Annotated in this window: 20 protein-coding genes; 15 read left to right on the top strand and 5 right to left on the bottom strand. The window is 62.5% G+C overall.

Going from position 1 to position 23741, the window contains the following annotated elements; genetic code table 11:
* Positions 1-5: 5 nt before the first annotated feature.
* The 4 genes from EN943_RS00765 to EN943_RS00750 all read right to left on the bottom strand — a co-directional run bounded on the left by EN943_RS00765 (position 6) and on the right by EN943_RS00750 (position 5860).
* A complete protein-coding gene (locus EN943_RS00765) occupies positions 6-2549 on the bottom strand; it encodes an ATP-binding cassette domain-containing protein (protein ID WP_127411108.1) in 2544 nt (847 codons plus the stop codon).
* 116 nt (positions 2550-2665) lie between these two features.
* Entirely contained in the window at positions 2666-3685 is a 1020-nt protein-coding gene (locus EN943_RS00760; RefSeq protein ID WP_013530435.1) for a sugar ABC transporter substrate-binding protein, read from the bottom strand.
* A gap of 158 nt (positions 3686-3843) precedes the next feature.
* Entirely contained in the window at positions 3844-4782 is a 939-nt protein-coding gene (locus EN943_RS00755; RefSeq protein ID WP_127411107.1) for a threonine/serine dehydratase, read from the bottom strand.
* The gene (locus EN943_RS00750; RefSeq protein WP_245475547.1) at positions 4772-5860 is read right to left on the bottom strand and encodes a succinylglutamate desuccinylase/aspartoacylase family protein; all 1089 of its coding nucleotides are present in this window, start codon (positions 5858-5860) and stop codon (positions 4772-4774) included. The genes EN943_RS00755 and EN943_RS00750 overlap by 11 nt, the downstream gene beginning before the upstream one ends.
* 109 nt (positions 5861-5969) lie before the next feature.
* On the opposite strand from EN943_RS00750, the gene EN943_RS00745 reads away from it, so the two are divergent.
* From EN943_RS00745 to EN943_RS00675, 15 genes are all read left to right on the top strand, one after another.
* A complete protein-coding gene (locus EN943_RS00745) occupies positions 5970-6755 on the top strand; it encodes an IclR family transcriptional regulator (RefSeq protein ID WP_127411106.1) in 786 nt (261 codons plus the stop codon).
* Between the two features lie 131 nt (positions 6756-6886).
* Positions 6887-7636: a GntR family transcriptional regulator gene (locus EN943_RS00740; protein WP_127411105.1), complete on the top strand. Its 750-nt coding sequence runs from the start codon at positions 6887-6889 to the stop codon at positions 7634-7636.
* Between the two features lie 68 nt (positions 7637-7704).
* A complete protein-coding gene (locus EN943_RS00735) occupies positions 7705-9222 on the top strand; it encodes a putative N-acetylmannosamine-6-phosphate 2-epimerase (RefSeq protein ID WP_127411104.1) in 1518 nt (505 codons plus the stop codon).
* Positions 9223-9274: 52 nt separating this feature from the next.
* Positions 9275-10600 (top strand): sugar ABC transporter substrate-binding protein, encoded by a 1326-nt coding sequence (locus tag EN943_RS00730; RefSeq protein ID WP_127411103.1) that lies wholly within the window; start codon positions 9275-9277, stop codon positions 10598-10600.
* Between the two features lie 55 nt (positions 10601-10655).
* Positions 10656-11522 (top strand): sugar ABC transporter permease, encoded by an 867-nt coding sequence (locus EN943_RS00725; protein WP_127411102.1) that lies wholly within the window; start codon positions 10656-10658, stop codon positions 11520-11522.
* Between the two features lie 2 nt (positions 11523-11524).
* Positions 11525-12346, top strand: coding sequence for a carbohydrate ABC transporter permease (locus tag EN943_RS00720; RefSeq protein WP_127411101.1), 822 nt, complete (start codon positions 11525-11527; stop codon positions 12344-12346).
* Between the two features lie 537 nt (positions 12347-12883).
* A complete protein-coding gene (locus EN943_RS00715; protein WP_127411100.1) occupies positions 12884-13873 on the top strand; it encodes an ABC transporter substrate-binding protein in 990 nt (329 codons plus the stop codon).
* A 131-nt stretch (positions 13874-14004) separates the two neighbouring features.
* Positions 14005-14871 carry an ABC transporter permease gene (locus EN943_RS00710; RefSeq protein WP_127411099.1) on the top strand — a complete coding sequence of 289 codons (867 nt, stop codon included), beginning with the start codon at positions 14005-14007 and terminating at the stop codon, positions 14869-14871.
* Positions 14872-14884: 13 nt separating this feature from the next.
* Entirely contained in the window at positions 14885-15688 is an 804-nt protein-coding gene (locus EN943_RS00705) for an ABC transporter ATP-binding protein (protein ID WP_127411098.1), read from the top strand.
* Positions 15689-15765: 77 nt separating this feature from the next.
* Positions 15766-17364 (top strand): GMC family oxidoreductase N-terminal domain-containing protein, encoded by a 1599-nt coding sequence (locus EN943_RS00700; RefSeq protein ID WP_127411097.1) that lies wholly within the window; start codon positions 15766-15768, stop codon positions 17362-17364.
* Positions 17365-17518: 154 nt separating this feature from the next.
* Positions 17519-18793, top strand: a complete 1275-nt coding sequence (locus EN943_RS00695) for an NAD(P)/FAD-dependent oxidoreductase (RefSeq protein ID WP_127411096.1) — start codon at positions 17519-17521, stop codon at positions 18791-18793.
* A 55-nt stretch (positions 18794-18848) separates the two neighbouring features.
* A complete protein-coding gene (locus EN943_RS00690) occupies positions 18849-19265 on the top strand; it encodes a RidA family protein (RefSeq protein ID WP_023809426.1) in 417 nt (138 codons plus the stop codon).
* 5 nt (positions 19266-19270) lie between these two features.
* Positions 19271-19945 carry a DUF1028 domain-containing protein gene (locus EN943_RS00685; RefSeq protein ID WP_127411095.1) on the top strand — a complete coding sequence of 225 codons (675 nt, stop codon included), beginning with the start codon at positions 19271-19273 and terminating at the stop codon, positions 19943-19945.
* Positions 19946-19966: 21 nt separating this feature from the next.
* Complete coding sequence (locus EN943_RS00680; RefSeq protein WP_127411094.1) at positions 19967-21457, top strand: aldehyde dehydrogenase; 1491 nt, start codon at positions 19967-19969, stop codon at positions 21455-21457.
* 150 nt (positions 21458-21607) lie between these two features.
* On the top strand, positions 21608-22564 hold the full coding sequence (locus EN943_RS00675; RefSeq protein WP_127256070.1) for a LysR family transcriptional regulator: 957 nt from the start codon (positions 21608-21610) through the stop codon (positions 22562-22564).
* 7 nt (positions 22565-22571) lie between these two features.
* Here the strand turns inward: EN943_RS00675 and argE are convergent, their stop codons facing one another.
* Positions 22572-23738 carry an acetylornithine deacetylase gene (gene argE / locus EN943_RS00670; protein WP_127411093.1) on the bottom strand — a complete coding sequence of 389 codons (1167 nt, stop codon included), beginning with the start codon at positions 23736-23738 and terminating at the stop codon, positions 22572-22574.
* Between the last annotated feature and the right edge of the window lie 3 nt (positions 23739-23741).

The raw sequence follows: 23741 nt of genomic DNA, 5'->3' as shown, positions 1-23741 counted from the left end.
TCTCCTTACAGGCATGGTGCAAGGTTGGATGCTGGCCGGGGTGCGCAGGCTGGTGGTGTGATCGTGCGATCACCGAAGGCCAGCGTCATCACGTCTTCTTCCGTTGCCCCACGCGCCAGCGTGCCGACAGAGTGGCCTTCGCGCATGACGACGATGCGGTCGGCCACGCCGAGGACCTCGGGCAACTCGCTCGACACCATGAGGATCGCCGCGCCTTCGGCCTTCAATCTTGCGATCAGGTGATGGAGTTCGGACTTTGCGCCGACGTCGACGCCGCGTGTCGGCTCGTCGAGCAGGATGATCTTCGGCTTGGTGGCAAGCCATTTGCCGATGACGACCTTCTGTTGATTGCCGCCCGAAAGCTCGATGGTCATCTTGTCGGGCTGGGCCGGCCGCACGCCAAGTGAGCCGATGAGATCGCGCGCGAGAGCCAGGATGCGGCGAGGTCTCAGCAGGCCGAAGTGACTGTTGTCGCGAATCCAGGCGAGGGACAGGTTATCCCTGATCGACATCGTGCCGACGAAGCCTTCCAGGTGCCGATCTTCCGGTATGTAGACGATGCCGGCGCGATTGGCGGCCTTGGTGTCGCCGCCGGTCTGCTGCCCGCCGAAAATTCTGAGCGTGCCGCCATGCATGGGTTCGAGGCCGGCAATCAACCTGAGCACTTCGGAGCGGCCGCTGCCCATCAGGCCGGCGAGCGCGACGATTTCGCCCCTGCACACGCTGAGCGTGGCCGACTTCAAGAGTTTGCCATCGGAGATGTTGCTGATCTCGATCGCGGTTTCGCCGACTTGCGCTTCGAGATAGGGGAAGATGTCGCCGACATCGCGCCCGACCATCATGGAGACGATCTCGGCCTCGTTGGTCTGGCGGGTCTGGCGCTCGCCGATGAAGCGTCCGTCACGCAGAACGACGACGCGGTCGCACTGGCTGAAGATCTCTTCCATCTTGTGCGAGATGTAGAGGATGCCGGCGCCGCGAGCTCTCAGCCTGTCGATCAGGTCGTAGAGCTGGTCGCGCTCGCGGTTGGAGAGCGCGCTGGTCGGCTCGTCCATGATGAAGAACCAGGCATCGGACAGAACGGCACGGGCAATTTCCACCATCTGCCGGTGCCCGACGGAAAGCGTTCGCAGCTCAGCGCCAATGTCGATATCGAGCGACAGCTCGTCCATGATGGTTTTCGCATCACGCCGCATCCGGGCCCGGTCGAGAAATCCCAGGCGGGTGTGCGGTTCGCGGCCGATGAAGAGATTCTCCGCCACCGTCAGGTCCGGCGAAAGGCTGAAATGCTGATGGATGACGCTGATGCCCTTGGCGTCGCTGGGGGAGTGGAACTGGACTGCGTTGCCGTCGATGACGATCTCACCCTCGTCCGGGCGATGCAGACCGGAAATGCACTTCACCAGCGTCGATTTCCCGGCCCCGTTCTCGCCGGCAAGTCCCACCACCTCGCCGGCCGAGACGGCAAAGCTGACACCGTCGAGCGCCTTGACGCCCGGAAAAGACTTGCCAAGCCCGCGCAAGGCGATTCTGTGTTTGCCGACCGATGTTGCGGCGGTGCTGCGGGGCGACGGGCTGGACTTGCGGCCGCCGGCCTTGAACAGGGCGGCGACACTCTCCGGCTGGCTGGTGAGAACGGCCACCAGAATGAGGCTCGCGGTCACGAAATAGATCAGGATCTGCGGCACCTGCAGGAAGGACAGGCCGGTGTTGATGACGCCCAGCAGCAGCGCCCCGATCGCCGTTCCCCAGATCGAGCCCTGGCCGCCGGACAGTTTCGTGCCGCCGATGATCGCGGCTGTAATGGCTGTAAATTCAAGGCCGGTGCCGGCAAGCGGCTGTGCCGAACCAAGGCGGCCGATGGTGAGGATCGCGCCGAGCCCGGCTGTCGCACCGGCAATCAGGTAGACGGAGATGCGCACGAGGTCGACCGGAACCAGAGAGGCCCGCGCTGCTCCCGCATTGCCGCCGATCGCATAGATCCAGCGCCCGTACACCGTGCGATTGAGCACGAACCACCAGAGGCCCAAGCAGATGGCGGCGATGATGACGGAGACCGGCAGCAGGCCGATCGTCTCGCGTCCCGCGAAAAGCAGGACCGGATCGGCGACCGCGATGCTGGATGCGCCGGAGAGACTGAGCGCCAGGCCGCGCGCAAACGCCATGGTGGCGAGCGTTGCGATGAAGGGGGAGATGCCGGCAAAGCCGATCAGCGTTCCATTGAGCAGACCGATCGCGGCACCGCCACCGATCGCGGCGAGAAGGCTCAAGCTCGCCGAGCCGGTTGCCGTATAGGCAAGGCCCGCGGCGATGCCGGAACAGGCGAGGTTGCTGCCGACGGAAATATCGATGCCGCGCGCGATGATCACGGCCGTCATGGCAAAAGAGATGAGGGCGATGACCGCACTCTGCTGCGCGATGCTGACAAGATTGCCGGTCGACAGAAAACGCGGATCGATCCAGCCGAAGACGGCGATGGCGACCAGCAGCACCGCGATGAGAACCGGTTCGTTGCGCCGCAGTAGCGGAGAGGTCCAGGACTGGAACATGGGTCGGTCCTCTTATCGAGCATCATGCGCGGTCACCACGGAAGCGGCGACGGCGATCGTCAGGAAAAGGGGACGCCGGATGACATGTCATCCGGCGCTTGAGCCGCTTTAGGCTGTTACTTTGCCAGGGTCATGGCGGTCGCCGGAACCTTGGGACCGAGTTGTTCGGTATAGTTCTTGGCTTCCACCGCCTCCTTGTCGGTGTTGATGTATTCGAAGGTGAGGCCATCCGCCTTGAGCTTCGCCGCCGTCGCATCCGAGGTCACGAAATAGGTCGGCATGTAGAGATCCTGCGGCAGCTTTTCGCCGTTGGCCAGGCGAGCGGCAACAGCGATGTTCCAGTAGCCGACACGATAGGCACCGGTCAGCACGTCCATCACCATCTTGCCGTCGTCGATCAGCGGCTTCATCTCGGCATCGCCGTCATAGCCACCATACAGCAGCTGGGTTCCCATCGAACTGGCAACGGAATCGGCTGCCAGGCAAAGGCTGTCGGAGATGCAGCCGATGGCCTTCAGGTCCGGATAGGTGGTGAGCCATGTCTGGGCGGCATTGGTTGCCTTGGCTGCGTCCCAGCCGGTCGGCTCGATGCCGACGACCTTGATGTCCGGAAATTCCTTTTTCAGGGTTTCGACAAAGCCTTTTTCGCGCGTGTCGGACACGAAGTTGCCACGCGAACCGACAAGCAGGGCGACTTCGCCCTTGCCGCCAAGCGACTTGCCGAGCGCGCGGGCAACCATCGACATGTTGTCGTAGTCCGGATAGAGCGTCGAATAGTTCGAGCCGGCCTCGACCTTGTTGCCCATGGTGATCACCGGAATGCCGGCGGCGGTGGCTTTCTGGATGACCGGAATGACCGCGTTCTTGTCGATCGGATCGATCAGAATCGCGCTGACGCCCTGATTGATGAAATTCTCGATGATGCTGACCTGTTTTTCCAGGCTGCCCTCGGCGCTCTGCCAGGTGGATTTCACCCCATAGTCGGCGGCAGCCACGTCGCCTGCTTCCTTCATGCGGACGAAGAAGGAGTTCTGCAGGTCGATTGCCGCAAGCCCCAGAACTTTTTCCGCGGCAAGCGAGGGCGTTGCGATGGCGAGTGCAAGCAGGGCAATGGATGCTTTCAGGGAAATGCGCATGTTTCAGTTCTCCTCTTGTTGCGACAGGACGATTCTTCGCCTCTTTTTCATGTTCCGCACGACGACCGTCCCAGCGACAGGCATTCCGGCGGTATTCCGCGGCACTCGTGCCGTATCCATGTCGGGCCGCGTCCTGCGTGGACCGGCCTTTCTCAACCTCAGCCGTTCAGGCCTTCGACACCGGCGCCGCAGACAAGCCCGGCGATGCGGGCGCCGCGCGGTGGCTTGAAAGCTCCGCTCATCAACGCGGCCAGCGATGCCGCGCCGCTGAGGTCGGCGGCGATGCCGAATTCGAACCAGAGCAATTCAGCGGCCTTCTGCATGTCCGCATCCTCGACGAGGACGATGTCGTCGACGTGCTTGGCGACGATCTCGTAGATGCTTTCGTCCGTGCGGCCGCAGGCCATGGTCGCCACCTTCGTCGTTATCTCGGGCAAGCGAACGACACGGCTGGCAGCCAGGGAGGCGTGAAGGGTCGGTGAACCGGTCGGCTCGACACCAATGATCCTGGCGTCGGGTTTGACGTGCTTCAGGACTTCGGACATGCCGCTGATGAGGCCGCCACCGCCGATCGCCACGATGTAGATGTCCGCATCGGGAATCTGGTCGGCCATCTCCAGCGCCACGGTTCCCTGGCCGGACACGATCTGCGCATCGGCGAAGGGATGCATGTAGAAGGCGCCGTTCGCCTTTGCCTCGGCCAATGCCGCCTCATGCGCTTCATCCCAGACATTGCCTGCGAAGCGAACGACAGCGCCCCATTTGCGCAGCTTTTCCGCCTTCAGCGGGCTTGCATTGTTCGGCAGGTAGATGGTGGCGGGAACGCCGGCCTGGGCAGCCACATAGGCGGTGGCCAGGCCATGATTGCCGCCGGATGCGGCGACCAGTCCATTTTCGATCCGGCTCGGCTCGAGCGTCTTCACCCGGTTCGTGGCGCCCCGGATCTTGAAGGAACCGCTCACCTGGAGGCATTCGAGTTTCAAATAGACATCATTTTGAAGGTTTGCGCCCGTGGCATGGTCGAGCTTGACGACCGGGGTGCGCCGTATGAAGGGGGCAATGCGCCGGGCAGCCGCCATGATATCCTCATGGCCCATCGGTCAGTGCCTCCGGATATTCGTTGGCAAGCACGAAGCAGCAATTCCCCGGACGCACGCGGCCGGGCTGACGCTTGGCGAAAACGATGCCGTCGATGGGGTGAAGGAGATCGATGGGCGCGCGTGACGGCGTATGGAGGAAGTGAATGCGTCCGGCAAGGTCGCCCTTGCTGACGGCACTGCCGAGCGGGCTCAAAGGCTCGAAGACGCCGTCCTCCTCGGAAAGGAGATAGCCTTCGCTTCCAGGCACCTTGAGCACGCGTGCGTTGGCGCCAGGGGCAATGTCAGGCGCGCCCTTCAGGACGCCTGCATGTTTCAGCACATTGCGGATGCCCCTGCGGCAGATGGCCAGCGCATCCTGACTGACAAGGCCGCCGCCGGCCATCTCACTGCCGATGACGATCAGCCCCTGGTGGTTGGCGGACGCGGTCGAGGTCCGGGTTTCACCGAGATTGTCGACCATGACAACGGTCGGTGCCCCGAAGGCGAGCGTCGCCTTGATGTTCTTGCGATGCCCCTGCGCGGTCGGGGAGGGCTCGATGATCGCGCTCGGCAGGATCATCAGGGACGAACCGCCGGAGTGGAGATCCAGGAAGTAGTCGGCCTTCGGAAACAGGATGTCATGCACAAAGGCCGCGATCTGGCTTGTCAGCGTGCCGTTGAAATCGCCCGGAAAACTGCGGTTGAAATTCAACCCGTCGACCGGGGAGGTGCGGGTGCCGGCCTCGACAGCCCGAATGTTGATGGCCGGGATCGCGATGATGCGTCCGGCAATATCCTGTGGATCGATCTCGCGCAGAAGCTCGCCGAGCGCGATCGGCCCCTCATATTCGTCGCCGTGGTTGCCGCCCTCGATCAGGACCGTCGGACCGTCGCCGTTCTTGATGACGGCGAGCGGAACGCGGACCGTGCCCCAAGCATCGTCGTGCGGCGATTGGGGCACATGGAAGAAGCCCATCTGCTTGCCCTCGCGATCGAAATCGACGGACGTGTAAACACTGTTGTTCCGGGGCGTGATGGTCGCGCGCACAGTGTTTGCAGGTCTCTGGACGGTCATCGGGTCGGCCTCGAAATTCATTGTCCCGCCATCATGTCAGTTTTATATATGGTGTCAAGTTTGGATATAAAACCAATGGCAATTCCGATTTCTTCTCTCTATCGTGCGTGGACCACCGGGGATTCTTCGAATGGCAGATGACGCAAAAGAGAGTAGCAAACCGACCTATTCGGCCCCGGCGCTGACCAAGGGTCTGGATGTCCTGGAGCTGCTGGCGGAGGCGCGGGCGCCCTTGACGATGAAGGAGATCGCGGAAGGCCTTGGGCGTTCGAAGAATGAGATATTCCGGATGCTGATCGCGCTGCAGGAGCGTCAATATATCGAGCGCAACGCCGAGACCGACGCCTATTCGTTGACCGACAAGCTTTTCAAGCTGGGGCTGCACACGCCGAGCGCTCAGGATCTCATGTCCGCCGCCATGCCCGAACTGACGCGGATTGCCGGGGACTCAAATCAGTCGCCGCACCTGGTCGTCTTCAATCATGGCTTGACCGTCGTGACCGCGGCCGTTCCCGGCGGCGAGGACATGGCGTTCACGCTGCGCCTCGGCTACGGCCGCCTGGCTACCGACGCGACCTCCGGCCATGTGATACTTGCCTTCCAACCGCCAAAGGTCGCGGCGCGGATGATCGATGAAAGTGAGGCGCACTCCCCGGCGCCGCTGGATCGTGACGCGCTGGAAAAGCAGCTTCGGATCATCCGCGCGGACGGCTACTGGATGCGCGAAAGCCGCGACTTCGTCGGCATCACCGATATCTGCTGTCCGGTCATCGGACCGGACGGCAGCGCCGTCGCCTCCATTATCGTCGCCTATATCAATCGCCATACGCGTGAAAGCCGCCATGCCTTTACTCTGGAGGTCCTGCGTGCTGCCTGCGATCGCATCTCCATGAAGCTGTCACCGCGGGTTCGCTAAGGGATCTTAGTGCGCTGAGGGCGCGGACGAAGCATCGTCCCACGGGCCGTTTGCACCGGCTTGATGATACCAGTATAGGTCCAGTCAGGAATGTTTTGATCCTGGGTGCTTCTCGCGCGGGAGGAAAGCCAATGACAACCGTGAACCTGATCGGGCTTGTCAGTCGGGAAATGGAAGCGGCAGCGTCCGATGTGCCGCTTTACAGACGGTTGAAATCGGCGATCGAGGCAGCGATCCGCTCCAATGCATTGAAAGCCGGCGCGGTTCTGCCGGGCGAGCGGGTTTTGGCGGAAGCCCTGTCGATCTCGCGTGTCACCGTGAGAAAAGCTCTGGCGTTGCTCGAAGAGGAAGGGCAGCTCAATCGCCGGCATGGTTCCAAAACCGAGATCGGGTCGCGGGTCGAAAAATCGCTTTCGACGCTGACGAGCTTTTCGGAGGATATCCTGGCGCGCGGCCTGAACCCCGGATGTCTATGGCTTTCCAAGCAGATAATCCGTCCATCCCCAGCCGAAATGATGGCCTTGGGTATTGCGGGCAATACCAATGTGGTTCGCATGCGTCGTGTGCGGACGGCCGATGGCGCGCCAATCGCCGTCGAGGTCTCGGCCGTGCCGGTTCGCTTCCTTCCTTCGCCCGAGATGGTTCAGGATTCCCTTTATGAAGCGCTTGATGCACGCGGCTTCCTGCCTCAGAGGGCAATCCAGCGCATGCGCTCGCGCGGCGCATCGCTGGAGGATGCAAAGCACCTTCATTGCGAGGCGGGCGCACCATTGCTGATGACCGAGCGCCGCTGCTTTCTCGCCGACGGACAGATCGTCGAATACTGCGAGACACGATACAAGGGCGACGTCTACGATTTTGTCTTCGAGCTGCAAAGGTAATACCAGTTATGAACTGGTTGTAATCTGGTATTTTCCATCTATCGTGATGGCGACAGGGGAGTGCCGACGTGCAGCGACAAGACATTGCCAACAGTCTCATCGTGTCCTGCCAGCCGGTTCCCGGCGGCCCGATGGACAGTGCGCAATTCGTGACCGGCTTTGCTAGGGCCGCTGTTGAAGCCGGAGCCAAGGCCCTGCGCATCGAATCCGTGTCCTATGTCGCGGCCGCCCGCCTGGCCGTCCGCGTGCCAATCATCGGTATCGTCAAGCGCGATCTCACCGACAGCCCCGTGCGCATCACACCCTATCTGGCCGATGTCGAAGCCCTGGCCGAGGCGGGCGCCGATATCATCGCTTTCGACGCGACGGACCGCGTCCGTCCCGTTCCTGTCGATGCGCTTGTGAAAGCCGTCAAGGCCAGGAACAAGCTGACCATGGCCGATTGCTCTTGCCTTGACGATGCGCGCCGGGCTCTTGCCGCGGGTGTCGATTTCGTCGGCACGACGCTTTCCGGCTATGTCGGCGGGCCGGAGCCGGAGGATCCGGACATCGCCCTCATCGCTCAAATGCGAACCCTGACCCCCTACGTCATCGCCGAAGGGCGTATCCGATCGCCGGATCAGGCGGCTGCCGCTGCACGCGCCGGCGCCTGTGCCGTGGTTGTCGGCTCGGCGATCACTCGTACCGAGCACGTCACCTCGTGGTTCCACCAGGCGATTTCCGAGGCCTATGCGGCAAGAGGCGCGCAAACCGTGCTCGGCATCGACATCGGGGGAACCAAGACCATGGCCGCGCTGGTCAGCGGCGGCAAGGTGATCGAGGACATGATCGTGCCGACCGCGCGAGAGGCTGGACCCGACGCCTGGCTGGCATCTCTTGTGCAAAGCACGTCGGCCTGGTCGAGCCGCTTCAGTCGTATCGGCATTGCGGTGACCGGATTGGTAGAGGATGGGCGCTGGTCGGCGTTGAATCCGGCGACGCTTGGCATTCCCGATGACTATCCGCTGGTCGAAAGGGCATCCGCTGTTTTCGGCAAACCGGCCTGTGCGCTCAACGATGCCCAGGCAGCTGCCTGGGGCGAATACAAATTCGGCGCCGGGCAAGGTCGCGACATCGTCTTTTTGACCATCTCGACCGGAATTGGCGGCGGCATCGTTTGCAACGGCCGATTGCTGTCCGGTCTTGCCGGTCACTTCGGTCTGATCCGTGGTCTGTCTGAAGACCGAGCTCCGCTCGAAGACGGCACCTCCGGCCGCTGGATCGCTACGCAAGCCCTCAAGGCCGGCTTCAAGGCCGATGCCGCCGATGTGTTCGGGCGTGCGATGAAGGGCGAGGCCTGGGCCGGCGCCATCGTCTCGCAGAGCGCCTCGCGGGTCGCGACGCTGTGCCGGGACATTCAGATGATGTTCGATCCGAAATCGATCGTCATCGGCGGCAGTATCGGTCTTGCCGAGGGTTATCTCGACCGGGTGCGCGCGCATCTGAGCGACGTTCCACCGCGCCTTTCCCCCGATCTCGTACCGGCAAAGCTCGCAGGCCACGCCGGCGTCATCGGTGTTGCCGATCTTGCCGAATGGGCAAGGTAACGGCGCCCCCGGTCATGCCATGCAAAAATCATCAAAAAAGAAGGGAACGATCATGAAATTGAGCAGGACGTCTTTTGCGCTTATGGCCACCCTCCTTGCGGGGACGGCTTTGCCGACCTTTGCCAACGCAACCGTGACCGTGCTCGGCTGGCCTGGCGGCTCCGAGGAAACCGCACTGCGGGCAACCGTGGAAACCTACAACAAGCAGGCAAGCGATGCCGACAAGGTGGAGCTGCTGTTCTTCAACCGCGAAGGCTTTTACGACAAGCTGCAGGCCGACATGGCGGCCGGATCCAGTGCCTTCGACGTGAACCTCGTCGCCACCTACTCGCTCGGTCGCTACGCGCCCTATATGGAGCCGGTCGATCTTGGCGCGGACGCGGTCAAGGTTTTCGGCGAATCCGTTCTCAAGACGATGCAGTTCGACGGCAAGCAATACGGCGTGCCGACAGACCTTTCGTTGCACTTCATGTACTACCGCAAGGATCTCGTCGACGCGTTGATCAGGGATGACGCCGCCAAGAAGACCTATGGTGAAATCGCCCAGAAATATCTCGGCAAGCCGCTGCAGCCGAAAGATCCGGACAGCTGGACCTGGGACGACTGGGCGGCCACCGCCCTCTATTTCACCAAGCAGGTGAACCCCGACAGCCCGGTGCGCTACGGCACGGTCCTGCAGATGAAGAACCTGCTGTTCAACATGATGGTCTTCCAGTCCCTGCCGCGCTCCTACGGCGGCGACTGGATGGACAAGGATGGCAATGTCACGGTGGATTCCGATGCCTACAAGACCGGCCTCGAACTCTACAAGAAGCTGTATGATGCCGGTTCTTCGCCCAAGGATTCGCTGAGCTACGAATATGCGGAAACCAACGCGGCCTTCGCATCCGGCCAGGCCGCGACGGCGCTGCAGTGGAATGCCGCGGCGGCGGATCTGACCAGCACCGAAAAATCCCCGGCCGTCGCCGAGGTGACCGGGATCGTCGCGCCACCGGCAGGTCCCGACGGACGCGCTGATCATATCCACGGCCTTGGCTTGGGCCTCAACAAGAACGCCAAGAACAAGGAAGGTGCCGTCAAATTCCTGAAGTGGCTCGCCACCGAGGATGCGGCCTTGCTCTATGCGCGCAGCGGCGGTTCGCCGGCATTGTCTTCCGATGTCGTGGCCAAGGTTGCGAAGGAACGTCCCGACCTCGTCAAGCTCGGCGAATACGCCAGCAAGTACGGCTATGTCATGACCGGAGCGACGTCCGCGAGTGCGCTCCCGGTCTATGAGCTGCAGGCAAAGGAGTTCACCGGCTACTGGTCCGGCCAGCAGAGCCTCGAGGATGCGCTCGCCCACACCAAGGCGGGCATGCAGGACCTTCTCAAGAAATGATCATTGGCCGGACGCCGGGTCGAGGCTCGGTGTCCGGCGCGTTTGGCGGATCGACATGGCCCTTGTGACACGTGCCGAAGGCAGGATGTATCTGACGCCGCTGGTCGGCTTCCTGTTGCTGTTTCTCGGCTTTCCGGCGATCGTCAATCTGATCTACTCCGTTTCGACCGTCACATTCGAGACGCTGCGCAGTCCGGTGTTGAGTGGTTTCGCCAACTATGTCGCGGTGTTGAACGACCGCGAATTCTGGAGTTCGGCCTGGTTCTCTCTGCGCTTCGGTATTCTTACCGCATCGGCGGAATGTCTGGTCGGTCTTTTCCTTGCCATCTTCCTGGCGCCGCTTCTGAGCAGGCGACCAGTCCTGATGGCACCGTTGATGCTGCCGCTGATGGTCGCCCCGGCCATGGTCGGTCTCATGTACCGGCTGGTGCTGCATGAATTCGCGGGCCCCGTCCCCTACTATCTCTTCGAATGGTTCGGCGACAGCCCGGCCTTCCTCGACATCAACAATGCCTTCCGCACGCTTGTCGTCGTGGAAACGCTGCAATGGACGCCTTTCGCCTTCCTGCTCTTCTACATGGCCTATTCGGCCATACCGCTCGACGTGCGCGAAGCCTCCTCGCTCGATGGCGCATCACCGTTCGAGATCGTTCGGTGGATCGACCTGCCATTGATGAAGCCGACGCTGGTCATCGCGTTTTTCATCCGTTTCATCGACGGTTTCCGGGTGTTCGACAATGTCTACGCACTGACCGGCAGTGGCGCTGGCGGTTCAACGACGTCCTTGTCGATCTACATCTACCAGGCCTTCTTCAAGGAAGGGGCTATCGGCAAGGCGGTCGCCGCTTCGGTTGTCCTGTTCCTGGCGTCGTTCATCGTTCTCCAAGGCCTTAATCGGCTTGCCGGCCGCAGGAAGCTTTGACGATGGTCAGGGCACTGCGCTGGATCGTTTTTGCCATCGCCGTGCTGGCGATGAATTTCCCCATTATCGTGACGCTGATCACATCGCTCAAAAGCCAGCGCGAGCTTTCGACGAACCCCGGTTTGTGGATCAGCCAGCCGACGCTCGACAACTATCTGGAGGTCCTGACGCAGACCAGCCGCTTCAACATCTATGCCTATCTGCTGAACAGCACCGTGGCGGCGCTGATTGGAACCGGCCTTGCGATCGTGCTCGCGTTCCCGGCTGCCTATGCGATCGCGCGCAGCGAGGCGGGAAAGCGCTTGGTCCTGCCGATCGTCATCAATCTTCGCGCCGTGCCGCTGATCATCTTCGCGATCCCGCTTTACATGATGTACCAGTGGCTGGGCCTGCTCGATACGCGGATCGGGCTCGGGCTCATCCTGACCATCGTCAACGCGCCGCTTGCGCTCGTCATCTTGGTGAACGCGATTTCAGATGTACCGGTCGAACTCGACGAGGCGGCGAAAGTCGATGGCGCAAGTTCCTTGCAGGTGATGATGATGATCGTCCGGCCGGTGATCCGACCAGCGCTGGTCACAACCTTCATCTTCGGCTTCATCACCGCCTGGAACGAATTCCTCTTCGGCCTCATGCTGACAACCAGCCGTGCCGTGCCGATGACGGTCGGCGCGTCGTTCTTCTTCGCCGCGAGCGGCGGTGGCGTAAAATGGGGAACCGCTTCCGCCGTCATGATGCTGGGCGCCTTGCCGCCGGCCTTGCTGGGGATTGTGATGTATAGGCAGATATCGGGATCCATGACCGCTGGAGCGGTCAAAGGCTAAAGCAATGTTCCGGGGACGAGCGGGATCGCCGAGGAGCGCGAGGCGCTGCTCGCGCAAGCCGAGCAGGGCACCGCCGGCGCTGACATGGTCATCGCGTTCGTCAACGTCGAGAGCGGTTATGACGGCGAAGGCTCCGACCGACGGACGCTCGATCTGGCGCCCGGCCAACCGACGGAAGGCCGCCATACGCTTTTCCCGGAGTTGCCCCGCAGATATCGGGTCCATGATCGCTGGCGCGGTCTAAGGCTGGAGTCTGGGAATAGATCCGCGGTGCTCCCAGGCCGAGCGAGGAAGAAATGGCGCAGCTTGCTGATGGCGAGATCGCGATGGCGCAAACGCAACGCGGTCTGGTTAGGTCCAGCCTAAGCCGAACGACTGAAAATCATAATTTGTGCAGCGCACCCAACGTGCTTTGCTCCGCTATCGGCTGAAAGAAAACAAGAAAAGAACGTCAGGCGACAGGCTTCGGCGATGCATCCGGAGCGGGTTTCGTTCGGGCCGGGATAACGCCCGACTTCAGAAAAACAGGGGAACGTGATGACGACAATAATCTCGAAGTTTCGCCGGGCCGCGCTTGTGGCCGGCATTGCGCTCAGCGCCATATCGGTGAGCCTCCACGCCGAAGCTGGCAGCTTGAAACTGGGCATGACGACCTGGGTCGGATACGGGCCGCTCTTCCTTGCCCGTGACATGGGCTACTTCAAGGAAGGTGGACTCGATGTCTCGCTCGAAATCATCGAGGAAGCATCACTGTATATGGCGGCTGTTGCCGCCGGCGAGCTCGACGGCAGCGCCTCGACCGTCGACGAGATCATGAAGTATCGTTCGAAGGATGTCTGCTTCAAGTCGGTCTATGCGCTGGATGACAGCCATGGCGGCGATGGCGTGCTCGCGCCCAGTGGAGTCAAGACCATCGCCGACCTCAAGGGCATGGACGTTGCGCTGAACGAGGGGTCAGTGTCGCAGTTCTGGTTCAATATCCTGCTCAAGCAGGCCGGTCTCACCCAGGCCGATGTGAAGATCACCAACATGACGGCGGACGATGCCGCCGCCGCCTTCATGGCCGACCGCATTCCCGTCGCCGTCACCTGGGAACCGCATCTGACGCTGGCCAAGAAGGAAAACAAGGGACAGGTGCTGATCGACTCCTCCAAGACGCCCGGCTTGATCGTCGATGTGGTGGCGCTCAACTGCGACTACATCACGAAGAACCCCGGAGATGTCGAGGCGCTGGTGAAGGGCCTCTACAAGGCCAACGAGTTCATCAAGGAGAATCCTGAGAAGGCGTATGAGGTCATGGCCAAAGGCGTCGGCGGCTGGCTGAAGGATCCGAAGGACTTCGCTTCCTCGGCCGCTGGTGTGAACTTCTACGGCAAGCAGCGCAATGCCGAATTCTTCGCCGGTGGCGAGACTGGCGAAGCCGGCAAGCTGATCAAACTAGGCGGCGATATCTGGGGCGGCTTCGGCAAGCTCAAGATGGACGTCAAGTACGACGACCTCGTCGAGACGTCCTTCCTTGGGAAATAGCTTGGCCTTGGAAAGTAGTTTGGCCTTGCAAAGTAACTTGGCCTGCGAAGTAATTTGACCTTGCAAAGTGATTTGGCTGAACCGGAGGCGGACCTCGCGCCTCCGGTCCAAGCGGCCCAAAAGGGTATCCCGTGACACTAGCACCGAACACGAGCTCTCTGGTCAGCAATGGCGTGACCGCGAGAGTGGAAGAAGGTCAGGCCGGTCGATCCGTCCTGAAAGTCATCGCCACACCGTTTCGGGCTGTGCCGCGCGCTCTCTCCATCACGCTCGGCTTCATGGTCTGGATCGCCGTCATCGGCGGCTGGTTCGCGCTGACCTATTCCGGTGCGGTCAAGGAAATGTTCCTCCCTCGCCCCGAATCCGTGTTGTCCACCACCATCAGCATGGCGCTTGACGGGTCGCTGTGGGAGCATGTTTTCGCCAGCGTCCAGGTGGTGTTGATCGGCTTCGTCCTTTCGAGCATCGTTGCGGTGCCGCTCGGATTGACGATGGGCACCTACCGCATCGTCCAGGCCGTTCTCGAACCGTTGGTCAATTTCATCCGCTATCTTCCGGTGACGTCCTTCGTGCCGCTTTTCATCCTGTGGATCGGCATCGGCATCGAGCAGCGCGTTGCCGTCATCGTCTTCGGCGTCTTCTTCCAGCAGCTGGTCATGATCGCCGACAGCGCCCGCGGCGTTCAGCGCGACTTGGTCAACGCAGCCTATACGCTCGGCACGAAACGAGGCGACACGGTCTTCCACATCGTCTTTCCGGCCACGCTTCCGAACGTGCTGGATGTGCTGCGCGTCACCATGGGCTGGGCCTGGACCTATCTCGTCGTGGCCGAACTCGTCGCCGCCCGCAGCGGACTTGGCTACATCTCGCTCAAGGCCATGCGTGGCTTCCAGGTCGACGTGATCTTCATGGCCATCGCCATGATCGGCATCCTTGGTCTTTGCACCGACCAATTGTTCCGGGGCATCCGCCGCCTCGTCGCCCCCTGGGCCAATTGAGGAGTTCGCTGACATGGACGCCCTGACACTCGCTACGAAACCAAAAAACTCCGACATCGGCATCGACAATGTGGTCCTGCGCTACGGCAAGGGCGACGACGCTGTGCTGGCGCTGGACGGCATCTCGTTTCATGTCGTGCCCAACGAGTTCTGCGTGATCGTCGGCCCATCCGGCTGCGGCAAGTCGAGCCTGCTCTATCTCATAGCCGGCCTCGAGGAGCGAACCGGCGGCATGATCTCTGTCGGCGGCAAGCCAGTTACCGAGCCGGGCCCAGATCGCGGCATGGTGTTTCAGGCCTATACGCTGTTTCCCTGGCTAACGGTGGCGCAGAACGTCGAATATGGCCCGAAGCGGAAGGGCATCGCGCCAGCCGAGCGCAGGGCCATTGTCGAGCATTTTCTCCACGAGGTCGGTCTGGCAAAGTTCGCCAACCATTACCCGTCGCAGCTGTCGGGCGGCATGAAGCAGCGCGTGGCGATTGCCCGTGCGCTCGCCAATGATCCGGAAGTGCTGCTGATGGATGAGCCTTTTGGAGCGCTCGACAGCCAAACCCGTCACTCAATGCAGAAGCTTCTGCTGAGGATCTGGGATCATTCCAAGAAGACGGTCCTGTTCGTTACCCATGACATCGACGAGGCGATCCTGCTGGCGGACAGGGTTCTCGTCATGTCCGGCCGGCCCGGTCAGATCAAGAAGGAAATCCGCGTAGGCCTCCCGCGCCCGCGCAGCATGGATCTGGTCATGGAGCCGAACTTCATCGCCATGAAGCGCGAAATCCTCGAGCTCTTGAAGAACGACGAAGACGACGAGCACTGATGCATGTCGCCCAAAAGTGACCTCGGCTTTGGGAAGACATCGGCGGTCTTCGGGGTGGATCACGAAACAGGAATGGCATGAGCATCGCGGAATTCGACTATATCGTCATCGGAGCGGGCTCGGCTGGTTGTGTCCTGGCCAACCGGCTGAGCGCCAATCCTGACAACCGCGTCTGCCTGATCGAGGCCGGCGGCAGCGACGACCGCACCCGGGTGCGCGTGCCGGCCGGCATTCTCTCGCTCTACGGCAATCCGAACTTCGACTACGGCTACAAGGGCGTGCCGCAGCCGCTGCTCGACAACCGCCGCATACCGGTCAACCGGGGTAAGCTTCTCGGCGGGTCGAGTTCGATCAACTCGATGGTCTATATTCGTGGCGCCGCGCAGGACTACGACGAATGGGCAGCGCTTGGCTGCGCCGGGTGGTCCTATGCTGATGTCCTGCCGGTCTTCAAGAAATTGGAGCGGAACTGCCTGTTGCAGAGCCCCGCCTATCATGGATTCGACGGCGAATTGCTGGTCGACAATCCGCGCGATCCCAGCGTCGTATCCAGGCTGTGGGTTGAGGCAGGCAGAGGCGTAGGCCTGCCCGAGAACCGCGACTTCAATGCCGGTGGCCAACTCGGCCTCGGCATCTACAACGTCACCCAGGACAGAGGCGAGCGCTTCTCGGCCTACAGCGCCTTTGTCCGGCCGGTTCTCGGCCGCTCGAATCTGCGGATACTGTCGGGCGTCGAGGTTCTTGATCTGGCGATTGAACGCCGGCGCGTCACCGGCGTCAACATGATCAGGGACGGCGCAACCCAACGGTTAGGATGTCGAGCCGAGGTGGTCCTCAGCGCGGGTGCGATCGGATCGCCGCGCATTCTGCTTGCTTCCGGCGTCGGCCCGGCCGGGGAGCTGAAAGCAGCGGGGATTGAGCCGGTCGCGAACCTGCCGGGCGTCGGCAAGAACTTGCGCGACCATGTCGATGGCATGATCACGGTGCGATCGAACAGCCGCAAGACGCTCGGCGTTTCGCTCGCCAATCTTCCGGCGATGCTGGCGGCGCCGTTCCAGTATTTCGCCCGGCGCAAAGGCATGCTGACGACCAATTATGTCGAAGCCGGCGGCTTTGCCAGGACGAAGTATGCCGGGAGCATACCCGACATTCAGTTCCACTTCGTGCCGGGCTATCGCAGCCATCGCGGTCGGCTCGTCGAATATGGCCACGGCTATGCCGTGCACACCTGTGTGTTGAGACCAGGCAGCGTCGGCGAAATCACACTTCAGCGCGACGGCACCCGCCGCAATATGCTCATAGACCATCGCTTCTTCAGTGACGAACAGGATGCACTGACCCTCGTCGAGGGCATAAAGGTCGCGCGTTCGATCCTTGCTTCGCCGGTTTTCGGCGGCATCCGCGGACCGGAAATCCTGCCTGGCCCCGACGTGAACACCGACGACGAGATTCTCGCCTATCTGCGTGCCGAGGCTCTCACCGTCTATCATCCGGTTGGCACGGCCAGGATGGGCAACGACGCCATGGCGGTGGTTGATCCCGCCGGCCTCAAGGTGCGCGGCTTCGACAATCTGCGCGTCGCTGATGCCTCCGTCATGCCGACATTGATCGGTGGCAACACCAATGCGCCATCCATGATGATCGGCGAAAAGGCGGCTATGGCAATACTGGCGTAACCGTCTGCGCGCGGCCTATTCGGCATTTAGGGACAAGCTAACCACTGCCACATGAAATCGTAATTTTCGCTGTCCGGTCCCTCCACTAAACCAATGATCAGACCTCCGCCGCATCCGCAGAAACTCTCGGGGAGAGCCAGAAAGGGCCGCTGAAATGCCAGTCGAAACAGTAGACACGCTTGTTGTTGGCGGCGGCCAGGCGGGGTTGGCGATGAGCGAGCATCTGAGCAAGTGCGGCGTGCCTCATCTCGTCCTCGAGAGGGACCGTATCGCCGAACGCTGGCGCACCGAAAGATGGGACTCGCTGGTCGCCAATGGTCCCGCCTGGCATGACCGTTTTCCCGGCATGGAATTTCCCAATGCCGGTCCGGATGCCTTTATCGGCAAGGAGAAGGTCGCCGACTATTTTGTCGCTTACGCCGACATGATCGCGGCGCCCATCCGCTGCGGCGTGGAGGTCAGGAATGTGCAAAGGCTTGTCGGCCGTCCCGGCTTCCGGGTCGAAACCTCGGATGGCCAGATCGAAGCCAGGAGCGTGGTTGCCGCCACCGGCGCTTTCCAGCATCCGGTCATCCCGGCCGTCGTTCCCTGGGATGCCGGGCCTATGCAGATCCATTCCAGCGCCTATCGCAATCCCGGCCAACTGCCCGAAGGGGCGGTGCTGGTGGTCGGCTCCGGGTCTTCGGGGGTGCAGATCGCCGACGAACTCCAACGTGCGGGACGGCGCGTCTATCTCTCGGTCGGGCCGCACGACCGGCCGCCGCGGGCCTATCGCGAGCGTGACTTCTGCTGGTGGCTGGGGGTTTTGGGCAAGTGGGACGCGCAGGCGCCGGCGCCCGGCACCGAACATGTCACCATCGCGGTGAGCGGCGCGCGTGGCGGCCAGACGATCGACTTCCGGCGCCTTGCCGCGCGAGGGATGACGCTGGTTGGCCGGACCGAATCCTACAGGCACGGTGTCATGACCTTCGCGCCCGATCTGGCCAAGAATATCGCGTGCGGCGATGCGAATTACATGTCGGTTCTGGACGAGGCAGATGCCTATGTCGCCCGCAACGGCCTCGACCTTCCCCCGGAGCCTGAGGCCCGCAAGATTGGGCCGGACCCGCAATGCATGACCGATCCCATTCTCGCTCTGAACCTGTCTGAAGCCGGGATAGGTTCGATCATCTGGGCGACGGGATTCACCGTTGATTACAACTGGCTGAAGGTCGATGTGTTCGACGAAAAGGGCAAGCCGAAGCATCAGCGCGGTGTGTCGACCGAGCCCGGGATCTATTTTCTTGGCCTGCCTTGGCAATCGCGCAGGGGGTCGAGCTTCATCTGGGGCGTCTGGCACGACGCCCAGCATGTGGCCGACCATATTTCCACGCAGCGCAAGTACCTAGCCTACCATGAGTCCGCAAAGCGCGAGACCAAGGTGGCATAGACACGGCACCTCAAACGGATGTCCCGACCTCGAGCCTGATCCGACGGAGACCAAGATGGCGCATACAAGAATTCGCAAGTTCAACACCAAGGACACCTATCCCGAGCAGAAGCTCGACAATGATCTCTGCCAGGCGGTCGTTACGCGGGGCGGCAGGACCGTCTATCTGCGCGGCCAGTGCCCGCAGGACCTCGACACGGCCAAGAACATCGACAGCCATGATCCAGTCGAGCAGACGCACAAGGTGATGCAGAACATCCGCCAGCTGATCGAGGAGTGCGGCGGCACCATGGAGCACCTGGTCAAGGTGGTGGTCTACATCACCGATGTACGCCATCGCGAGGCGGTCTACCGCACCATGGGCGAGTACATCAAAGGCGTGCATCCCGTTTCGACCGGCCTTGTCGTGCAGGCCCTGGCGCGGCCGGACTGGCTGGTCGAGATCGACGGCACCGCCGTTATCCCGGATTAATAGCGATGACCTTTTCCATAGTAGCGCGGTGCAGCCGGACCGGCATGTTCGGGGTCGCGGTGTCCTCCTCATCGCCTGCTGTCGCGGCGCGCTGCGCCTATGCGCAGGCTGGCGTCGGCGCCATTGCCAGCCAGAACGTCACCGACCCGACGCTTGGGCTGCGAGGCCTCGAATTGCTGGCGCGGGGCGCGTCGGCGGCAGAGGCGATTGCCATATTGAAGCGCACCGGTGCCTATCCCGAATACCGGCAGGTGCTGGCTGTCGACGCCGCTGGATCGACCGCGATCCATTCAGGACCCAGGGCGCTTGGCATCTGGGCGGAGGCGCGTGCGGAAAATGTCGCCTGCGGCGGCAACATGCTGGCCCATGACGGCGTGCCACAGGCCATGGTCGAGGCCTTCCTGGCGTCCGAGGGGCATCTCGCCGACCGCCTCATCGCGACCATGCGCGCCGCGCTGAAAGCCGGCGGAGAAGCCGGTCCTGTCCATTCCGCCGGCATGAAGCTGGTGCGTGAGGTGGCGTGGCCGGTGGCCGACCTGCGCTGCGACTGGACCGACGATTGCCCTATCGAGCAACTGGCGGCGCTGTGGGAACTCTATAAGCCACAGCTCGATGCCTACGTGACCCGCGCCATAAACCCTTCCGATGCGCCGAGCTACGGCGTGCCGGGCGACGAATAGTCAAGACAGGGGTCACCTGCGATGAGCGAACTCAGCCACAAGGACTGGATCGGCAAGGCGTCCGCGATCCGTTTTCGTGACAAGGCGTTCATCGACGGCAAGACGGTCGCGGCGCGTTCGGGCCGGACCTTTGCCAGCGTCAATCCGGCGACCGGTGACGTGCTGGCCGAGGTGGCGTCTTGTGGCGAGGAAGACATCGATCTGGCGGTTGCCGCGGCTAGGCGCAGCTTCAACGCCGGCGTCTGGTCGCGCACCAGCCCGGCGCACCGCAAGGAGGTGTTGCTGCGGCTGGCGCAGTTGCTGCGCGAAAACCTGCATGAACTGGCCCTGCTTGAATCGCTCGACATGGGCAAACTCGTCAGGGATGCAGCCTCGGTCGACGTCCCCGGCTCGGCGGCGATCTTCCAATGGTATGGCGAGGCCATAGACAAGATCTATGGCGAGGTGGCGCCGACCGGCGAAGGCGATCTGGTGCTGGTGCGGCGCGAGCCGCTTGGCGTGGTCGGCGCAGTGGTGCCGTGGAACTTCCCGCTCGACATGGCGACCTGGAAGTGCGCGCCGGCGCTGGCGGCGGGCAATTCGGTGGTGCTGAAACCCGCCGAGCAGTCGCCTCTGTCGGCCCTGCTCCTGGCGGAACTGGCTGTTGAAGCGGGCCTGCCTGCCGGCGTGCTCAATGTCGTGCCCGGCCTTGGCGAAACCGCCGGCCAGGCGCTTGGCCGCCACATGGATGTGGATTGTCTCGCCTTCACCGGTTCGACTGCCGTGGGCAAGCTGTTCCTGCAGTACTCCGGCCAATCGAACATGAAGCAGGTCTGGCTGGAAACCGGGGGCAAGAGCCCCAACCTCGTCTTTGCCGACTGCAGGGATCTCGATGCGGCGGCCGATATGGCGGCCTTCGGCATCTTCTTCAACCAGGGCGAGGTCTGTTCCGCCAATTCACGCCTGCTCGTCCAGCGCGGCATCAAGGACGCCTTGGTGGAGAAACTGGTGCAACGTGCGGCGGTCACGCAGCCTGGCGATCCGCTCGATCCGGCTTCGAAAATGGGCGCCATGGTCGATAGCCGCCACGCGGCCAATGTCATGCGCTTCGTCGAGGCCGGCAAGAAGACCGCGCGCCTGGTTGCGGGTGGCGATCTGGTGACGGTCAACGGGCGTGGCAGCTTTGTCCAGCCAACCATCTTCGACGATGTCGCGCCCGCCGATCCGATCGCTCGCGACGAGATCTTCGGGCCGGTGCTTTCGGTCATCGCCTTCGACGACGAGGCCGACGCGATCCGCATCGCCAATGACAGCCCATACGGGCTCGCCGCATCGCTGTGGACCGACAGCCTGTCGCGCGCGCACCGCGTCGCCGGCCGGCTGCATGCCGGCACGGTTTCCGTCAACACGGTCGATGCGCTGAGCCTGATGACGCCGTTCGGCGGCTTCAAGCAATCGGGCTTCGGCCGCGACCTGTCGCTGCATGCGCTCGACAAGTACACCGCGCTCAAAACGACATGGATTAGATACTGATGGGCGCATAAGCGCGTCGCGATTGAACGGATTCAAGCGATGCGCTTTAGGCCTTTGCTCCATGCATGTCGTTTGCGCAAAACCGGGGCCACTTTTGCGCGACATGCATTAAGCTTGATCGAAGCCCTCAAACCGGCAACATAGCCAGCCATGCCGCTACGCTTCACGCTCAGACAGTTGGAATATTTCGTCGCCGTGGGCGAAGCCGGCTCCATCGCCAAGGCGGCCGAACAGGTCAATGTCTCGCCGCCCTCGATTTCGGCCTCGATCGCGCAGTTGGAAACCGAGTTCGGTGTCCAGCTTTTTGTCCGCAAGCATTCGCACGGCCTCTCGCTCACCGCCGGCGGCCGCATCTTCCTGAAGGAAGCCGCGCGGCTGCTCAACGATGCCGACGCCTTGCATGACGTCGCCGGCGATTTTGCCGAGAAGGTGCGCGGCCCGCTGGCGGTGGGATGCCTGCTGACCTTTGCGCAGATCGTGCTGCCGGCGCTGCGCATGCGGTTCGAGCGCGCTTATCCCGATGTGCGCGTGCGCCAGTTCGAGCGCAATCAGGGGCAATTGCTCGAGATGCTGCAGCGCGGCGAAATCGACCTTGCCTTGACCTACGATCTCGAACTGTCGCAGGACATGACCTTCGAGCCGCTGATGCTGGTGCCGGCCTATGTCATGCTGCCGGCTGGGCATCGCTTCGCGGCCAAGGCGTCGATCACGACGGAAGAGCTGGCCGACGAGCCGATGGTGCTGCTCGACTTGCCGTACAGCCGCGAATATTTCCTGTCGGCATTCCACCAGCGGGGAATACGGCCCAACATTGCCGAGCGCACCGGCGATATCGCGGTCATGCGCTCCATGGTGGCCAACGGCTTCGGCTACGGCATCGCCAATATGCGGCCGCTCAACACGCTGGCGCCGGACGGCAAGCCGCTGGTGTTCGTGCCGCTGGATGGTGATCTGCGGCCGCTGACCATGGGCGTCGCCTTGCCCAATTCCGAACACCGCACGCAAACCGCCCAGGCGTTCATCGACCACTGCCGGCATTTTGTCGTCGAGCAAGGTGTGTTCGGCGCCGAGCGGGCCGTCGGCCAGGCAGCGCTTCCACAGAAGTAGCGCCCGGTTAAGCCAGCTGCTGGTCGGCAAGCCGTTGCAGCAATTTTTCCAGCATGGCGTCGCAGCGGCGCATCTGCTCGACGCTGACGAATTCGTCCGGCTTGTGTCCCTGCGCCATCGATCCCGGTCCGCACACGACCGTAGGCGTGCCGAGATCGCGGCTGAACAGGCCGCCTTCCGTGCCGAAGGCGACCTTGATGGTGTTGTTGGCGCCGGTCAGCGATTTGACGAAGGCGACAACTTGCGAACTGGCTGGCGTGTCCAAGCCTGGATAGGTGTTGGTGATGTCGATGTCGATTGCCGCCTCGGGCGCGATGGTCGAGGCTTCGAAAGCAATACGAGCAGCCTCCTCGCGCAGGCGGTCGAGAATCTCGTGCGGATCGTCGGCCGCGACATTGCGGATTTCGAAGTCGACCTGGCAAAGGTTCGGGACGATGTTCAGCGCCACGCCGGCGTTGATCTTGCCGACATGGACGGTCGTGTAGGCAATGTCGTAGTCGCCGTCGCCGTCGCGGGCGCCATCGCGCACCAGCCGGTCCTGTTCGCGGCGCAAGGCGGCGACGAAATCGCAGCCGAGATGGATGGCGTTGAGCGCCAGCGGGGCCAGCGCCGAATGGCCCTCGCGCCCCTTGCAAAGCGCGCGTGCGGCAAGCTTCCCCTTGTGCCCCGTCGCCACCTGCATATCGGTCGGCTCGCCGACGATGCATAGCAACGGCCGATGCGGGGCCGCTCGCAGCGTGTCGATCAGGCTGCGCACGCCGATGCAGCCGATCTCCTCGTCGTAGGAGAGTGCCAGGTGCAGCGGCGTCTTCAGCGTCATTTTCGCGGCCTTGAGGCACGCGGCGAGCGCGCAGGCGACGAAGCCCTTCATGTCGGCCGCGCCGCGTCCGTAAAGCTTGCCGTCGCGGTTGGTCATCTCGAAGGGCGGCAGCGTCCAGGCCTGGCCGTCGACCGGAACGACGTCGGTGTGACCGGACAGCATGATGCCGGAAGCATCAGTCGGTCCGATGGTGGCAAACAAATTGGCTTTGTGGCCGTCCTCGCTGTGGATGATCTGGCAAGCAATGCCATGCGCGTCCAGCGGCTCCGCCACGTAGCCGATGAGGGCGAGGTTCGAGTCGCGGCTCACCGTCGGGAATGCGAGCAGCTTTTCAAGGATCTGGATGCTGTCCATGCG

The sequence above is a fragment of the Mesorhizobium sp. M7A.F.Ca.US.006.01.1.1 genome (genome assembly GCF_003997935.1).
Lineage (GTDB): Bacteria > Pseudomonadota > Alphaproteobacteria > Rhizobiales > Rhizobiaceae > Mesorhizobium.
Note: the sequence above shows the minus strand (reverse complement) of the source record. Positions and strands in the feature narration are given on the sequence as shown.

Coding starts and splice junctions, on each gene's coding strand:
- EN943_RS00685 (WP_127411095.1), top strand. CDS start 19,271: ATGACCTTTTCCATAGTAGCGCGGTGCAGCCGGACCGGCATGTTCGGG.
- EN943_RS00675 (WP_127256070.1), top strand. CDS start 21,608: ATGCCGCTACGCTTCACGCTCAGACAGTTGGAATATTTCGTCGCCGTG.
- EN943_RS00740 (WP_127411105.1), top strand. CDS start 6,887: ATGACAACCGTGAACCTGATCGGGCTTGTCAGTCGGGAAATGGAAGCG.
- EN943_RS00715 (WP_127411100.1), top strand. CDS start 12,884: ATGACGACAATAATCTCGAAGTTTCGCCGGGCCGCGCTTGTGGCCGGC.
- EN943_RS00680 (WP_127411094.1), top strand. CDS start 19,967: ATGAGCGAACTCAGCCACAAGGACTGGATCGGCAAGGCGTCCGCGATC.
- EN943_RS00690 (WP_023809426.1), top strand. CDS start 18,849: ATGGCGCATACAAGAATTCGCAAGTTCAACACCAAGGACACCTATCCC.
- EN943_RS00700 (WP_127411097.1), top strand. CDS start 15,766: ATGAGCATCGCGGAATTCGACTATATCGTCATCGGAGCGGGCTCGGCT.
- EN943_RS00705 (WP_127411098.1), top strand. CDS start 14,885: ATGGACGCCCTGACACTCGCTACGAAACCAAAAAACTCCGACATCGGC.
- EN943_RS00725 (WP_127411102.1), top strand. CDS start 10,656: ATGGCCCTTGTGACACGTGCCGAAGGCAGGATGTATCTGACGCCGCTG.
- EN943_RS00755 (WP_127411107.1), bottom strand. CDS start 4,782: ATGGGCCATGAGGATATCATGGCGGCTGCCCGGCGCATTGCCCCCTTC.
- EN943_RS00720 (WP_127411101.1), top strand. CDS start 11,525: ATGGTCAGGGCACTGCGCTGGATCGTTTTTGCCATCGCCGTGCTGGCG.
- EN943_RS00730 (WP_127411103.1), top strand. CDS start 9,275: ATGAAATTGAGCAGGACGTCTTTTGCGCTTATGGCCACCCTCCTTGCG.
- EN943_RS00765 (WP_127411108.1), bottom strand. CDS start 2,549: ATGTTCCAGTCCTGGACCTCTCCGCTACTGCGGCGCAACGAACCGGTT.
- EN943_RS00760 (WP_013530435.1), bottom strand. CDS start 3,685: ATGCGCATTTCCCTGAAAGCATCCATTGCCCTGCTTGCACTCGCCATC.
- EN943_RS00695 (WP_127411096.1), top strand. CDS start 17,519: ATGCCAGTCGAAACAGTAGACACGCTTGTTGTTGGCGGCGGCCAGGCG.
- argE (WP_127411093.1), bottom strand. CDS start 23,738: ATGGACAGCATCCAGATCCTTGAAAAGCTGCTCGCATTCCCGACGGTG.
- EN943_RS00745 (WP_127411106.1), top strand. CDS start 5,970: ATGGCAGATGACGCAAAAGAGAGTAGCAAACCGACCTATTCGGCCCCG.
- EN943_RS00750 (WP_245475547.1), bottom strand. CDS start 5,860: ATGAATTTCGAGGCCGACCCGATGACCGTCCAGAGACCTGCAAACACT.